At 72.1% G+C, this 14,970-nt stretch carries 15 protein-coding genes; 7 read left to right on the plus strand and 8 right to left on the minus strand.

Annotated elements, in window-relative coordinates:
* Positions 1-14: 14 nt before the first annotated feature.
* The 4 genes from AB0C03_RS31195 to AB0C03_RS31210 all read right to left on the minus strand — a co-directional run bounded on the left by AB0C03_RS31195 (position 15) and on the right by AB0C03_RS31210 (position 4,762).
* Complete coding sequence (locus tag AB0C03_RS31195; RefSeq protein ID WP_210866320.1) at positions 15-1,568, minus strand: hypothetical protein; 1,554 nt, start codon at positions 1,566-1,568, stop codon at positions 15-17.
* 125 nt (positions 1,569-1,693) lie between these two features.
* On the minus strand, positions 1,694-2,599 hold the full coding sequence (locus AB0C03_RS31200; RefSeq protein WP_247680937.1) for a Gmad2 immunoglobulin-like domain-containing protein: 906 nt from the start codon (positions 2,597-2,599) through the stop codon (positions 1,694-1,696).
* Complete coding sequence (locus AB0C03_RS31205; protein ID WP_210866319.1) at positions 2,596-4,065, minus strand: sensor histidine kinase; 1,470 nt, start codon at positions 4,063-4,065, stop codon at positions 2,596-2,598. The genes AB0C03_RS31200 and AB0C03_RS31205 overlap by 4 nt, the downstream gene beginning before the upstream one ends.
* A 16-nt stretch (positions 4,066-4,081) precedes the next feature.
* Entirely contained in the window at positions 4,082-4,762 is a 681-nt protein-coding gene (locus AB0C03_RS31210; protein WP_210866318.1) for a response regulator, read from the minus strand.
* Positions 4,763-4,927: 165 nt separating this feature from the next.
* On the opposite strand from AB0C03_RS31210, the gene AB0C03_RS31215 reads away from it, so the two are divergent.
* The 4 genes from AB0C03_RS31215 (at position 4,928) to AB0C03_RS31230 (ending at position 7,547) form a co-directional block, all read left to right on the plus strand.
* A complete protein-coding gene (locus tag AB0C03_RS31215; RefSeq protein WP_245233636.1) occupies positions 4,928-5,242 on the plus strand; it encodes an L-rhamnose mutarotase in 315 nt (104 codons plus the stop codon).
* Positions 5,243-5,406: 164 nt separating this feature from the next.
* Positions 5,407-5,820, plus strand: a complete 414-nt coding sequence (locus tag AB0C03_RS31220; RefSeq protein WP_210866317.1) for a DUF6069 family protein — start codon at positions 5,407-5,409, stop codon at positions 5,818-5,820.
* A gap of 30 nt (positions 5,821-5,850) precedes the next feature.
* Positions 5,851-6,204: a YciI family protein gene (locus AB0C03_RS31225; RefSeq protein WP_210866316.1), complete on the plus strand. Its 354-nt coding sequence runs from the start codon at positions 5,851-5,853 to the stop codon at positions 6,202-6,204.
* A gap of 38 nt (positions 6,205-6,242) precedes the next feature.
* A complete protein-coding gene (locus AB0C03_RS31230) occupies positions 6,243-7,547 on the plus strand; it encodes an RNA polymerase sigma factor (protein ID WP_247680936.1) in 1,305 nt (434 codons plus the stop codon).
* A gap of 146 nt (positions 7,548-7,693) precedes the next feature.
* On the opposite strand, the gene AB0C03_RS31235 is transcribed toward AB0C03_RS31230, so the two are convergent.
* Together AB0C03_RS31235 and AB0C03_RS31240 are read right to left on the minus strand one after the other, a co-directional pair.
* On the minus strand, positions 7,694-8,644 hold the full coding sequence (locus AB0C03_RS31235) for an NADP-dependent oxidoreductase (RefSeq protein WP_030332436.1): 951 nt from the start codon (positions 8,642-8,644) through the stop codon (positions 7,694-7,696).
* 10 nt (positions 8,645-8,654) lie between these two features.
* Positions 8,655-9,293, minus strand: coding sequence for an HD domain-containing protein (locus AB0C03_RS31240; RefSeq protein WP_030332438.1), 639 nt, complete (start codon positions 9,291-9,293; stop codon positions 8,655-8,657).
* Positions 9,294-9,443: 150 nt separating this feature from the next.
* Here AB0C03_RS31240 and AB0C03_RS31245 point away from each other — a divergent pair, with 150 nt between their 5' ends.
* The gene (locus tag AB0C03_RS31245; RefSeq protein WP_210866315.1) at positions 9,444-10,421 is read left to right on the plus strand and encodes a GlxA family transcriptional regulator; all 978 of its coding nucleotides are present in this window, start codon (positions 9,444-9,446) and stop codon (positions 10,419-10,421) included.
* A 63-nt stretch (positions 10,422-10,484) separates the two neighbouring features.
* On the opposite strand, the gene AB0C03_RS31250 is transcribed toward AB0C03_RS31245, so the two are convergent.
* Both AB0C03_RS31250 and AB0C03_RS31255 read right to left on the minus strand, forming a co-directional pair.
* Positions 10,485-11,045, minus strand: coding sequence for an AMIN-like domain-containing (lipo)protein (locus tag AB0C03_RS31250; RefSeq protein ID WP_210866314.1), 561 nt, complete (start codon positions 11,043-11,045; stop codon positions 10,485-10,487).
* A gap of 129 nt (positions 11,046-11,174) precedes the next feature.
* Positions 11,175-12,437, minus strand: a complete 1,263-nt coding sequence (locus AB0C03_RS31255) for an MFS transporter (protein WP_210866313.1) — start codon at positions 12,435-12,437, stop codon at positions 11,175-11,177.
* A 72-nt stretch (positions 12,438-12,509) separates the two neighbouring features.
* On the opposite strand from AB0C03_RS31255, the gene AB0C03_RS31260 reads away from it, so the two are divergent.
* Both AB0C03_RS31260 and AB0C03_RS31265 read left to right on the plus strand, forming a co-directional pair.
* Entirely contained in the window at positions 12,510-13,493 is a 984-nt protein-coding gene (locus AB0C03_RS31260; RefSeq protein WP_210866312.1) for an ArsR/SmtB family transcription factor, read from the plus strand.
* Positions 13,494-13,721: 228 nt separating this feature from the next.
* Positions 13,722-14,837, plus strand: a complete 1,116-nt coding sequence (locus AB0C03_RS31265) for a snapalysin family zinc-dependent metalloprotease (protein ID WP_400446860.1) — start codon at positions 13,722-13,724, stop codon at positions 14,835-14,837.
* The last annotated feature ends 133 nt before the right edge of the window (positions 14,838-14,970 follow it).

The following is a 14,970-nucleotide window of genomic DNA, read 5'->3' on the forward strand; positions in this document are numbered from 1 at the left end:
GATCGGGGGTCTGGTCAGCTCACCATGGTGTTGCTCGCCCAGACGGGTTTCGCGTCGCTGTCGCGGTACAGGACGAGGTTGCCGTCCTCCTGGAGCCAGAGACTGGCGGGGCCGTGACCGCCGGTCTGGGTCGACCAGGCGATCGTGCCGTTGGCGCGGTACAGGGCGAGGTTCCCGTCGGGGCCGTTGACCAGCCGCACGCCGTCGCGGGTGTTGCTGGCCCAGAGCGCGGTGGCGGAGCTGCGCCGGTAGAGCACCAGGTTGCCGTCGTCCTGCAACCAGAACTCGAAACGGCCGTCGAGGGAGCGCAGCTTGGCCCACCGGCGCAGGGTCTGCCCGGTACGCAGGTTGGCCGGCGCGGTGTCCGAAAGTTGAACCGACAAATCGGTAAAGATCGGCTCTTTCGGGGTGAAATCTCTCGTCACCACTCCGAAGTTGCACTCCGGATTGGTCGGATCGGTGCAGGCGTCCCGGTACGAGTAGAGGAACAGCGGCCCGGTGTAACTGAGTGAGCGCCACATGGACACGCCCTGGACCAGGTGATCCCGCAGGGTCTCCCGACCCAGGCCGGTCGCCCCGGACGTGGGGTAGCCGAACTCGGTGCCCCAGATCTTCTTCGCCCCGTCGCCGTGGTTGACCATGACCGAGCGCAGGTAGGCCAGTTCACCGCAGGGCGGGTTCTCCCCGGGCGGGCCGAAGAGGTTCCACCAGCGGTTGACGCACTCCGGCGCGGCCGGGCCCAGACCGGAGTTCCAGGCCGGATAGGGGTGCAGCGCCACCGCGTCGAAGTACGGGCCGTACCCGTTGCGATAGGCCCAGTCCAACCAGAGCGCCGCCTCGTTCACGTTGCCGGTGCTGGTGACCGGAGTGCCGCCCCCCGAGCCGCCGGCGAGGACCACGCAGTCCGCGCACTCGGCGTGGATCAGGGGGTGGGCGAGCCGGACCAGTTGCCAGTAGCGGGTCTTCCGGTCGGTGGCGTAGTTGCCGAAACCTTCATAGCTGCCGGACCGCCCGTTGTTCGGCTCGTTCCAGACCTCGTACGCGTGCACCCGGCCGGCGAAGTGCCGCACTGTGGCGCTGACGATAGCGGTCCAGTCGGCGTCGTCGGTGGGGAACCACTTGTCGGTGCTGTTGCCGCCGTTGGCCCAGGGCGGCGCGTAGGCGAGCACCATCAGCACCCGGATGCCCCGGGCGCGGGCGGCATCCACCACCGGGTCGAGTCGGTCCCAGCGCAACGCGCAGGTGCGGCACTGCTGCACGTACCACCAGTCGAGGTCGATGCGGATCATCGGGGAGCGGCCGGGAACGTAGGCGACCAGGTCGTCCAGCCGGCGGGTCAGATCGGTGTCGAGCAGACCGCTGCCCTCGGCGAAGCCGACGTCGAACGGGCCGTAGGTGCTGGCGGCCGGCACGGTGGCCGGCAGCCGACCGACGGTCGCCGCCGGTGTGACCAGGCCGGCCGGTGTGACCAGGCCCGCCAGCAGGAGCAGGGCGAGCACTGTGGTCGACAGCCAGCGGACCGGCCGGCGAGGCCCGCCCGTCGACGCGGCAGGTGACGTGGTCGGCATGCGGGATCCCCGTTTCGCGGCGCCGGTGACAGGTCTGTGCCAGGTGGACGACCCGCCGGCAAGTATCGCCCACCTGATCACAATCGACCGACCCGGAAAGCCGCTGAGCCGCGGCTCTCGGGTGGTCAGTCGCCACCGGCGAGGACCACCGGCACGGCCATCGTGTTGATCCGTGCGCCGTCCACCGCGGACACCTCGTACACCTCGACAGTGCCCTGCTGTTCGCGGACCGCGCGCCAGCCGACCACCACCCGGTAGCCACCCCGGCAGCCGCTGCCGCAACTGGCGGTGCCGAAGCCGGTGGCCACCTCCCGGCCGGCGGCGTCCAGCACCCGGACGCTCACAGTGGCCTCGAAGACGACGGCGGTGCCGGTGACGACGAGCGGCGCGGAGACGTGCTCGCCGGGGACCGGGCCGGCGACCACTATCGGCGGCAGCAGATCCGCGTAGTCCGCCCGATCGACCGCAGCCGCGCCGTCGAGGCGGACCTGCCGCACGGTGGGGAACTGGGTCAACGTCCACACCACCTGGGCCTCACGCAGTCGTCGCGTGGCCGGGTCGCCGACGGACGGCACCCGCAGTGTCGCGACGCCGTCGGTGATGCGGGTGACCTCGACGCCGGCCGGAAGCAGTGTGGTCATCCCGGTGGCGGCCTCGGCCGGGCTCGGCCCGGCGGCCAGTTCGGTCAGCGCCAGCCGGGACGTCGCGACAGTGCCCGGTCGGGTGCGCCGGGTCGGCACCAACAGCCCGGCGCGGACGTACCACAGCTCGATGGTCACCGGGTCGGGCCGGCGCGTGCCGGAGGACGCCGCCGCCGACGGACTCGGTGGGCGGTCGGTTGGTGGTCGTGGTGGCGTCGGCTGCGCGGCCACGGTCGGGACGGGTGCCGGGCGGCTGCCGGGTGCGGCGCTCGTCGGCGGCGCGGTGGGCGCCGGGCCCAGGTCACCGGAGCGGGACGTGCCGCAGCCGCCGAGCAGGAGCGCCGCGACGAGCACCGGTACGCCCAGCCGGACCGTGCCGCGGCGGCTCATCCCACACCGCCCACCGGGTCAGCGGCACGCCCGCTCGGGCCCGGGTCGGCGCGCTGGTCCTGGCGCGGCACGTCACCCTGCGGGCCGGCGGGGCCGTCGGCGGGCAACTCCAGCCGGAACCGGGTGCCCTCGCCCGGTTCGCTGTGCACGCCCAGCGCGCCGCCGAGCAGATCGGTGTGCTCGCGCGCGATGGCCAGCCCGAGCCCACTGCCCGGCGCCGAGCGGGACGCGTCGACCTGGTGGAACCTGTCGAACACCCGGGGCAGATGCTCGGCCGGGATGCCGGGCCCCTGGTCGGTGACCTCGAAGACGACCAGCGGGCCCGCGCCCGCCACGCTGGCCGTGATCTCGCCACCGCCGTGTTCGACAGCGTTGGCGACCAGGTTGGCCAGCACGCGCTCCAGCCGGCGCGGGTCGGTGCGCAACGCCACCGGGTCACCGGTGACCCGCACCCGCGCCGACCAGCCGCGTGCCGAGACGATGCCGTGCAGCAGCGCCACCGCGTCGACCGGCCGCACCGTCAACCGCTCCCGCCCGGCGTCCAACCGGGAGATCTCCATCAGATCGTCGACCAGCCGGCGCAACCGGACCACGTCGCCGATCAACAGCCGGGCGGACGGCTGGGCGTCCTCGGGCAACTGGTCGAGGTGCTCGCGCAGCAGCGACGCCGCGGCCACCAACGCGGTCACCGGGGTACGCAGCTCGTGCGCGACGTCGGCGGTGAACCGTCGCTCGCGGGCCTGCGCGGCCGACAACGCCGCGATCTTCGCCTCCAGCGCCTCGGCCATCTCGTTGAACGTCGCCGCCCACACGCTGAACTCGTCGCGCCCGCGTACCGGCAGGCGGGTGGCGAGCAGGCCCTCGGTGAGCGCTCGGGCGGCCCGGCTGGCCCGACCCACCGGCTCCAACGTGCGGCGGGCCAGCGCGTGACCCACCGCCGCGGCGAGCAGCACCACGAGCGCCCAGCCGGCCAGCAGCGCGGTGCGCAGCTGACCCAGGTCGGTGGCGACGTCGTCCTCGACGGTGAGGACGTACAGCTCGGCGGTCGAGCCGGGAATGCGCCCGCCGATGATCAGCAGCCGGGGACGCTCCGCCGGCGCGGAGCGTTGGTAGCCGAGCCGCCCGTCCGCGACGACGGTCCGCAACCGGGTGCCCAGCACCGGGGCGTACGCGGGGTGCGAGGCGCGGGCCGGGCCGTCGACGAGCACGACGTGCCGACCGCTGGCCTCGAAGCTGGTCAGCAGTTCGGTGCTGCGCTGCTCGGTCAGCGGCAGGAACTGCCCAGCGAGCACGAGTTGGTAGCGGGCGTCGGCGGCTGCCTCGTGCAGCGACGCGTCCAACCAGGACTGCCGCAGCAGCAGCCCGGTCCCGCCGGCGAGCAGCCCGGCCGAGACGCCGGCGACCAGGACGAACGCGATCGTCAGCCGGCGTCGCAGGCGGCCGGGGAGCACCGCGCGTCCGGCCATCGCCCCACCCCCCCCGTCAGCCCGTCGACAGTTTGTAGCCGGCGCCGCGCACGGTCCGGATCAGCCGGGGCTGCGCCGGGTCGTCCTCGATCTTGGCGCGTAGTCGCTGCACGGCCACGTCGACCAGTCGGGAGTCGCCGAGGAAGTCGTGGTTCCACACCAGGTCCAGCAGCAGCTCCCGGGTGAAGACCTGGCCGGGTCGCCGGGCCAGCTCCAGCAGCAGGCGGAACTCGGTGGCGGTCAGCGTCACCTCCCGACCGTGCTGGCGGACCACGAAGCCGCCCGGGTCGATCTCCAGGCCGCCGACCTCGATGACTGTCGACGCCGCCGGCACGTTCACCCGACGCAGTACCGAACGGACCCGGGCCACCAACTCGGGCAGGTCGAAGGGCTTGCGCAGGTAGTCGTCCGCGCCGCACTCCAGCCCGACCACCACGTCGATCGTGTCGGTGCGCGCGGTCAACATCAGGATCGGCACCTGACTGCCGCGCCGGATCTCCCGGCAGACCTCCAGACCGTCCAGCCCCGGCAGCATGATGTCGAGGACGATGAGGTCGACCGGGTGCGCGCGGAACGCGGCCAGGGCCTGCCGCCCGTCGACAGCGGTGTCGACCCGGAAGCCGGCGCGGCGCAGACCGAGGGCGGTGACCTCCCGGATCGAGAAGTCGTCCTCGACGACCAGCACGCGGCCCTCCATCACCCGAGGGTAGACCCGCTGCGACCGTCCGTAGTCCTGGCGGAACGGTCGGCATCGGTGCCCGGCTGGCCCCTCACCGGCACCGTCCAACCGCTACGGTCAGGTGCCTTCGGCACCAGTGAATCAGCTCACTCGAAAGGGCACGACGTGCAACGTCATGGCTGCGTGATCCGACTCCGCCCCGAGCAGCGGGAAAACTATCTGCGGCTACACGCCGAGGTGTGGCCGAGCGTCGAGAAGACGCTGCGCGAGGCGAACTTCCGCAACTACACCATCTTCCTCCACGACGACCTGTTGTTCGGCTACTACGAGTACGTCGGCGACGACTACGAGGCCGATCAGCGGCTGATCGCCGCGGACCCGCACACGCAGGAGTGGTGGAAACTGACCGACCCGTGCCAGGAGTCGATCGCCGAGCCGGGGTCGGGGGACTGGTGGGCTCCGATGCGCGAGGTCTGGCACCTCGCCGACGAGGCCTAGCTCCCTCGGGCGGTTGCGGGGCGAGGCGTCCGGCGACAAAGGGGCTGCCTCGCCTCGCGCCGTCGCCAAAAATTTCTGGGCGTGCTGTCGATTGGGACCGGTTCCGTTCGTAGCCCTGGTGAGAGCCCGGCAACGAGCCGGGCACCCAGCCACCGGAGGGCACGATGACCGCCACTGTGAACCCGACCCGCACCACCACGTCGACCGTCGGCGCGCTGATCCGGACCGGTGTCATCGCCGCCGTCGTCGCGAGCACCGCCACCATGGCCGTCGCCGCCGCCGGCGACCTGGCCGGCGTCAGCCTCGATCTGAGCGGCACCCCGATCCCGGTGTCGGGGTTCGGTGTGTTGACCGCCGTCTTCTCGCTGATCGGGGTCGCCATCGCGGCGCTGCTCGCGCGTTTCGCCCGGCGCCCGCGACACACGTTCGTCCGCACGACGGTGGCGCTGACGGTCCTGTCGCTGGTGCCGGACGTGGTCGCCGACGCCGGGGCGGCCACCAAGGCGCTGCTGATGCTCACCCACCTGGTCGCGGCCGCGATCGTGATCCCCGCGATCGCCCGCCGCCTGGCCGCCTGACCTGCCCGTTCGACCTACTGGAGGATCGTCATGAAGCAGTACCTGCTGTCCGTGCACTTCGTCGAGGGCGCGCCGACGCCGTCCGACGAGGAGGTGCAGACCATGTTCCGGGAGACCGGCCGGATCAACGACGACATGCAGGCCGCGGGAGCCTGGGTCTTCGGCGGAGGACTCACGTCGCCCGAGAGCGCCACCGTCGTCCGGGTCGACAACGGCGCCACCATCATGAGCGACGGGCCGTTCGCCGAGACCAAGGAGCACATCGCCGGGTTCTGGGTCATCAAATGCGCCGACCTGGACCAGGCGCTGGCCTGGGCGCAGAGGTGCGCGGCGGCCTGCGGCCCGATCGAGGTACGTCCCTTCGACGACCTGTCCCAGGCCTGACCGGTAGCCGGCCTCCCGACGTGGACCGGTCTCCCGACATGGATCTGTCTTTCGACACTGACCTGGCGAGCATCTACCGCGCGGAGTACGGCCGCTGCGTCGCCACCCTTGCCCGCCTCCTCGGCGACATCAACCTCGCCGAGGAGGCGGTGCAGGACGCGTTCACCACAGCGCTGCAGAAGTGGCAGACCCCGCCGCCGAACCCCGGCGCCTGGATCGTGACCACCGCACGCAACCGGGCCGTCGACCGGCTTCGCCGGGAGTCGACCCGGGAGGCCCGGCACGCCCAGGCCCTGCTGCTGCACCAACAGGACGAGCCCAGGGAGGTGGGACCGGTGCAGGACGACCAGCTTCGACTCATGTTCACCTGCTGCCACCCGGCACTCGCTCCGGAGGCGCGGACGGCCCTCACACTGCGTCTGCTCGGTGGCCTCGACGTGCCGGAGATCGCCCGGGCCTACCTGATTCAGGAGGCGACGGTCGCTCAGCGGATCGTGCGCGCCAAGAAGAAGATCCGCGACGCCGCCATCCCGTACCGGGTGCCCGCCGCACATGAGCTGCCGGACCGGTTGCCGCCCGTACTCACCGTGCTTTATCTGATGTTCAACGAGGGCTACGCGTCCACCGCCGGACCGTTGATCAGAACGGACCTGTGCACCGAGGCGATCCGGCTCGCCCGCGAACTCGCCGCGTTGATGCCCGACGAGCCCGAGGTCCTGGGTCTGCTCGCGCTGCTGCTGCTGACCGAGGCGCGCCGCCCGGCCCGGCTCGACCCGGCCGGCGAAGTGGTGCTGCTGGCCGACCAGGACCGGTCGCTGTGGAACGTGGCCCTCATCGCCGAGGGCCACGACCTGGTCCGTCGATGCCTGCGCCGCAACCAGCCCGGCCCGTACCAGATCCAGGCCGCGATCAGCGCGGTGCACACCGACGGCGCCGCCACCGACTGGCAGCAGGTCCTGGCGCTCTACGACCAGCTCCTCGCGCTCGCGCCAACCCCTGTCGTCGCGCTGAACCGTGCGGTCGCCGTGGCCGAGGTGCACGGACCGACGGTGGCCCTCGCCGCGTTGGAGGGTGTCGACCTTCCGGGCTTTCACCGGCTGCCCGCCACCCGTGCCGAGTTGCTGGCCCGGCTCGGACGGGACGACGAGGCCCGAGCCGCCTACGACCAGGCCGTGGCGCTGGCCACCAACGAGACCGAGCGGGCCTACCTGCGGGCCCGTCGCCGCCAACTGGCACGTGAATGGAGAGCCCGAGGTCCGCGACGCCGGGGTGACCCGGATGAGGAGCCCCCCGGCGACGGTGGTGTCGAACACGCTGGCAGGCTCCCTCGACTGGCCCGGTGATCACCGGGCCAGACCGGAACTGAGCCGATCTTCCAGGGCGCGGCCGATTTTCGACCTGGAGCTGATCGGGAGCCGGACCCTCGACGGCCGCTCCCTGGAACTCAGCTACCGGCCCACCCTGCACGCCTGAGCCGCCTACGCGCCGGTCAGCTGTCCGCGCTCTGGTGCCGCGGTGCCTCATCGTCCGCGACCCGGATGATCGTCTTGCCCGGTGCGCGGCGGTGACGAGCGAACGCCGAGGCCGTCTCGTGCAGCGGTCGCACGGCGCCGACGATGGGTTTGAGCCGTCCGGCCCGCAGGCGCTGGGCGAGGTCGATCAACCGGGCGCGATCAGGCTCGACGACGAAGAAGACGGCTCGCCCGTCCTTCGGCTGGACGGTGGGCGGCGTGGCGATGGTGACGACGGTGCCGCCGGGGCGTACGAGTTCGGTCGACCGCCGGAGGATGTCGCCGCCGATGACGTCGAGCACCACGTCCACCTCGCCGACCCGGCGCAGATCGTCGGCGTCCAGGTCGAGGAACGTCTGCGCGCCGAGGCTGAGCGCGAGGTCCCGGTCGTCGGCCCGGCCGGTGCCGATCACGTGCGCGCCCACCTCCCGCGCGAGTTGAACGGCGATCGAGCCGACGCCTCCCGCGGCGCCGTGAATGAGGACGGTCTGACCGGTCGCGAGGTGAGCGTGGTCGAACAGCCCCTGCCATGCGGTCAGTCCGGAAATGGGCAGCGCCGCGGCCACGGTGTGGTCGATGTCGGCCGCGAGCGGGGCGAGGTTGCGAGCCTCCACCGCCGTGAATTCGGCCAGCGACCCGTTGCGCGCCCAGTCGGTCAGTCCGAACACCCGCTGACCCACTGTGAGGCCGGTGGTGCCGTAGCCGAGTTCGACCACGACTCCGGACAACTCGTGCCCGGGGATGCTGGGTGTCCGGTCGCGGCCGGCACGATCGGACCACGTCGCCGGCCAGTCGAGCTCTCCGGGGGTGAAGCCCGCGGCGTGAACGCGCACGATGACGTCGTTCTCCGCGGCATGAGGGTGCGGCATGTCGGTCAGCGTGAGCCCGCTGATCCCCGCGTCACGGTCGCGTACGGTGATCGCTCGCATCGGTGTCCAATCAACTCGGCCAGGGCGACCCGACGATGCGCTCGACAGTCGTCACGCGCTGGAAGCCGGGGATGAAGTGTTCGAGGATGTCCGAGTTCACGGTGCCGTTCGTGGTCTCGGGGCGGTTCTTCAGCCCGTCGACGTGGGCGCGCAGGAACTCGTTCTTGAAGTCCCCGCGTGGATGGGCGGCGAGGATGTCGCCGAGCTGATCGTGTTCCAGCCCGTCCAGACCGAGGCCGAGGACATCGGTCAGCACACCGAGGTACGTGGTCGCGATCTCCGGGCCCATCCGGTCGGGAATGCCGGGCGAGGTGTGCAGCGCGACCGCCGTCCACACGGTCTCGGCGGCGGCGGTCGAGAAACCCCGGCCCATCAGGAACGCGCGCGCGTGGTCGGCGCTGTCGATCTCGAAGCGCTGCTCGACGTCGGAGAACGGGGTCAGCAGGCCGGTGTCGTGGAACATGGCCGCCAGATAGAGCAGCTCCGGGTCCGGTTTCACGCCGAGCCGGTGGGCGTGGATCAGGCCGAAGAAGAAGACCCGGCGGGAGTGGTGGTAAATGACCGGCCTGGTGGTTTCCTGGATGTGCCGGGTCGCTTCGGCGACCGCCGCTGTATCCGGAATCTCCAACCCCGCGATGACCTCTGACATGTCCTCCGACCTTCCCGGCACTGTGCGCAGCCGTGTTGACGCCCCCCATGCTGCCCACCGATCGTCGTACGGCGCCGCCCTCGTCCGGCCAGGAATCCCTCATATCCGGACGCGGTCCGCGGCTGGTGGAGGGCGTGCTACCAATGAGCGGTGCCGAACACCGGTCCGCATCGGGTCGCGATCCTCGTCTACGACGGGGTGACATTGTTGGACGTCGCCGGTCCGGCGGAGGTGTTCAAGGAGGCGAACCGCTTCGGTGCCGACTACCGGATCGTGCTGCTGTCGCCGACCGGTGCGGAGGTCACCTCCAGTCTCGGGGTCCGGATGGCGGTGGACGGTGCGATCGCCGCCGAGCCGGCGTTCGACACCCTGCTGGTGGCCGGGTCCGACCACTATCCGAGCGCCACGGTGCCCGCCGGCCTGGTGGACGCCGTGCGGGTGCCGGCGGCTGCGGCGGGAAGGGTCGCGTCGATCTGCACCGGGGCGTTCGTTCTCGCCGCCGCCGGTGTCCTCGACGGCAAGCGTGCGACAACGCACTGGCAGGTCGCGCACCAGCTCGCCGCCCGGTATCCCGCGTGCCGCGTCGAGCCGGACGCGATCTACGTCCGCGACGGCAGCACGTACACCTCGGCGGGGGTGACCGCCGGGATCGACCTGGCGCTCGCTCTCGTCGAAGAGGACCACGGACCCGACCTGGCGCGCGACGTCGCCCGCGCCCTGGTGGTGTACATGCAGCGCGCGGGCGGCCAGTCCCAGTTCTCCGCGCCGTTGCAGGGGCCGCCCCCGCGCTCGGCGGCGCTGCGGACCGTCACCGACGTGGTGACGGCGAACCCTCGCGGCGACTTCTCGCTCGCCGAACTCGCCAGGCACCTGAACGTGAGCACCCGGCAACTCACCCGGCTCTTTCACGACGAGCTGTCCACGACACCGGCCCGCTACGTGGAGAACATCCGATTCGACCTGGCGCGGGCGCTGCTCGACCAGGGTCACACCGCGACGCGGGCCGCGACCCTGGCGGGGTTCCCCAGCTACGAGAGCCTGCGACGGGTCTTCGCCCGGAAGTTGTCGATCAGCCCCGCCGCCTACCAACGGCGGTTCAGTTCGGCGCGCCGCAGCCAGGTGGGCTAGGTGTTCTGCGCGTGGCCGCCCGCCGGGTACGGGCGGACGGCCACGCGGCTCGGCCGGATCCGATCACCACTGGTGGGCGACGTCGAGCACCACCCGGCTGTGGGTGCCCGGTCCGGCCAGTACGAGCACGCGGAACGGCAACCGCGCCCGTACGCCGACGGCGAAGGTGCTGTAGCCCTCGAAGCTGCCGCCGAAGACCACGTCGCGCAGCGTCGGATAGCGCAACAGGTTGCTCACGTGCTCGCCGACCGCGTACGGCACGGTGCCCAGGTGGTCGTCGTCGTACGCGGGGGCCCGCAGCGAGACCCGCAGCAGCGCGCCCCCGGCGGTGTACGGCGACAGGGCCAACCCTTCGCCCTCGGTCCACGTCTCGCCGTAGCCGATCGCGTAACCGTCGACCGGGCCGGCGAACTCGAACACCACCCGGTCGTAGCAGTCGTGCCGGCCGGTCCGGACCTCGACCAGCGGCGCGTCACTCAACGCGCCGGCCGACTTCTCCGCGCTGCCCCAGGTGATCCCGCAGTACGCGGCCGTCGTGCCGCCCGCCGCGGTGCTGCTGCCGGCGCTGGCGACCAGGCCGGCGAGGACGACCGCCAGCGCGGTCAGTGCGCTCCTGATCCTCATTGTGGTTTCTCCGTTCGGTGTCGGGGCCACGTCGCGGCGGCGCTGCCGGTGACCCTCTGCCGCCACCGTCGTCCCGCCCTGCCACAGGGGCTTCGCCGTGGCGTAACCGCTGGGTAACAGCGGACGGGGTCAGTCGACCGAGGGCGGCCGGTCCAGGGTGCGCAACGGTGAGAAGAACACCGGAAGCCAGGTCAACGCGTTCGCGGCCGCGCCCACCACCAGTGCGGTATGGACGTTCGCGTACTGGCCGAGCACCCCGGCGAGCACCGCGCCGATGGCGAGCGCCCCGGTGAGCAGGAACCGGAAGGTGGCGTTCATCCGGCCGAGCAACTCGTCCGGGGTGGCGCCTTGGCGCAGGCTGATCCCGATCACGTTGCCCACCCCCGTCCGCCAGGCCAGTGCCAGCCAGCCGCTCGCCGCCACCCAGAGCATCGGCCCGGTGTCGATCAGCGTGACCAGTCCACCGAGGGGCGCGACGAGCAGGCCGGGTAGCCACAGCGCGCGACCGTGACCGATTCGCTCGGCGAGCGGGCGGGCGGTCACCGCGCCGAGGAGAGCGCCGATTCCGCCCGTACCGAGGAAGAGGCCGAGCGCGGCGGCGCCCAGGCCGAGCTCGCGCAGGAACACCACCGGCAGCATGGCGGTGGTCAGCTGCATGGTCAGGTTGATGCTCGCGGTCGACAGGGCGAGCGGACGCAGCAGGGGGCTGCCGGTCACGTGCCGGACACCGGCGCCGAGCTGGTGGGCGAAGCCGCCTGGTGCCCGGGGCTGGCGCGGGCGGGGCGCCTCGGGGCGGATCCGGGTCAGGATCACCCCGGAGACCACGTAGGCCGCCGCGTCCAGCACGATCGCGACCGGCGCGGTCAGCGCCTGCACGACGATCCCGCCGAGCCCTCGTCCGGCGATCTGCATGGTGGCGTTCGTGCTCATCATCAGTGCGTTCGCCGCGACCAGTCGGTCCCGGCCGACCACCTGCGGCAGACAGCTCTGCGCGGCGACGTCGGCGAAGACGGTGCCGACCCCGGTCAGCAGCACCACCAGGTACAGCTGGGGGATGCTCAGCACGCCGGCCCACCACGCCAGCGGCACGGACGCCACCAGCGCGGCCCGGGTGAGGTCGGCGGTGACCAGGACGGCGCGTCGTGGCAGCCGGTCCACCCAGACTCCGGCCGGCAGACCGATCAGCAGGAACGCGGCGGTGCTCAGCGCACCGAGCAGGCCCACCTCGGCGGGGGTTGCCGCGAGCAGGGACACCGCCATCACCGGTACGGCCATCTGGCCGATGTGGAAGCCGATGCCGTCGATGAGGGACGCGGCGTAGAGCAGTCGGAAGGAGGGCGGCCAGGCACTGGTCCGGTGCGTCGGTGTGGTTGTCGTCGGGGCGGTGGTCACACCGTCCACGGTGCCGGCAGTGGCGCGTCGAACCGATAGATTCGACTCTCGCCGAATCCACCGGGAGCGCCAATGATGCTGGTCGGCCTGGCCGCGCGGGACCTGGCGATGACCCGCTTCGCGGTGTCACCGCTGTGGGAGGCGGTGGCCAGCGTGCGGGTCGTCAAGCGGCCGCAGCAGTTCCCGGAGCACCTGGCCTGGTACGAGCGGGTCCGGCCCCGGCTGGCCGGGGTGGACTGGCGGCTCTTCGCCGACCTGGTGCGGATGCCGACGCCGGTCATCCCCGCCTTCCTCTGCCCGCCCCCGGCCATGTCACAGCCCACCCTCGACGTCGAGTTGGCGACCCTCGTCGCCACCTCTGCGGAGGCGGTTCGGGCCGGTGTCGAAGCGTTGCCCGGGCCACGCTCGTCGCGCCTGGCGGCGCTGCATGCCGACCCGGCGACCGAGCTGCCCCGGCTGGCCACGGCGATCCGGGGGTACGCCGACGCGGTCATCGCGCCCTACTGGCCCCGGATGCGAGCCCTGCTGGAGCGGGAGGTGCTGCTCGGCGCGCAGCGGATGGCCACCGACGGGGTGCACGGCCTGCTCAATCACCTCAACCAGTTCGTCCGGCTGGAGGCCGAGACGCTGACCGTGGAGCACGTCACCCTGGCCGGCTCGGTGCAACTCGACGGGCGGGGTCTACTGCTCGTACCGTCGGTGTTCATCGGCGCTCGGGTGTGGTCGAACTTCGACTCTCCGGGGCAGCCGGTGCTGCGGTTCCCGGCGCGGGCGGTGGGCACGCTCTGGGAACGGGATCCGACCCCGCACGGGCGAGGGTTGGCGCGGGTGCTGGGTCGAACCCGGGCGGCGCTGCTGCACGAGCTGGCGGTCCCGACCTCGACGCTGGAACTGGCCGGTCGGTGTGGCCTCGCGACGGGCACCGTGTCGCAGCACCTCGGTGCGCTGCGCGAAGCCGGCCTGGTGGGCGCGCACCGCGTCGGGCGCTTCGTGCTCTACGCCCGCACCACCGCGGCTGAGGTGTTGATCGCCGCCAGCGGTGCGGGTGCCACCTGACGCCGGTCCGCGCGACGGGCGACCGCCGCCGGCCGGGGTGCTGGACGCGGCCACGGTATGACGCTTCCGCTATGCCTGACATCGATCGCCGTCACAGTAACATCTACGTGCATCGATGACCCGGTGGCTGGTGGTCGCCGGACGACCGCAGGGGAGTGCGTGATGCTTCGACGACAACTGAGACGTGCGGCGCTGGCCATGCTGGTGGCGATCCTGGCGGCGGCCGGGATGCAGCTCGCCACCGGCGCTCCGGCCGTCGCCGTCCGGACCGTCTACTACGACGCGAGCCGGACCGGTGAGTTCCGGACCAACTTCGACCAGGCGGCGCAGATCTGGAACAGCCGGGTCAGCAACGTCCGGCTGCTGGCCGGCACCCCGGCCAGCATCACCATCTACGTCGACGACGGCTGGCCCCGGGCGCAACCGACCGGCCTCGGCTCGGGCCGGATCTGGATGGGCCGCACGGCCGTCAACCAGGGCTACGACCGCAACCGCATCGCCGCCCACGAGATCGGCCACATCCTGGGCCTGCCGGACCGGCGGACCGGGCTGTGCACCGACCTGATGTCCGGCAGCAGCGCCCCGGTGTCCTGCCGCAACGCGAACCCCAGCTCCACCGAGGCGAGCCGGGTGAACTCGCTGTTCGCCGGCAGCCTGGCCGCGCCCGCCAGCACGACGTACACCTGGAGCGGCGACTCGGACATCGCGCCGTTGGTGGTCGGCGGCCGGCCGGCGTCGGAGAACTACCCGTTCATGGTGTACGTCTCCGGCTGCACCGGCACCCTGATCAAGGGCAACTGGGCGGTCACCGCCAAGCACTGTTCGACGCCGTCCTCGGTGCGGGTGGGCAGCATCAACCGCACCAGCGGCGGGACCGTCGTGCGGGTGACCCGGGCGGTCAACCACCCGAGCGTCGACGTCAAGCTGCTGCAACTGGCCAGCTCGGTGACGTACGCCCCGGCACCGATCCCGAGCACCTCCGGCGCGGTCGGCACCGCCACCCGGATCATCGGCTGGGGTCAGACCTGCGCCCCCCGGGGCTGCGGGTCCGCGCCGACGGTGGCCAACGAACTGGACACCTCCATCGTGGCCGACAGCCGGTGCTCCGGCATCAACGGCCCGTACGAGATCTGCACCAACAACACCAACGGCAATTCCGGCGCCTGCTACGGCGACTCGGGTGGTCCGCAGGTGCGCAAGGTCAACGGGGTGTGGAACCTGATCGGCGCGACGAGTCGGGCCGGCAACAACAACTCCACCTGCGCCACCGGCCCGTCCATCTATGTGGACCTGCCGTCCATCCGCTCGTGGATCTCCACTCAGGTCGGCGGCCTGCCCGTCTGACCGGCACTGACACCGCGGGCGGGGGGGGGGGGCGCCCCCCCCCCCCCCCCCCCGGGGGGGGGGGGGGCCCCCCCCCCCCCCCCCGCCCCCCCGGGGCGGCCCCCCCCCCCCACGACCAGGGCGAGAAAACACA

The sequence above is a fragment of the Micromonospora parva genome, from assembly GCF_040649675.1.
Lineage (GTDB): Bacteria > Actinomycetota > Actinomycetes > Mycobacteriales > Micromonosporaceae > Micromonospora > Micromonospora parva.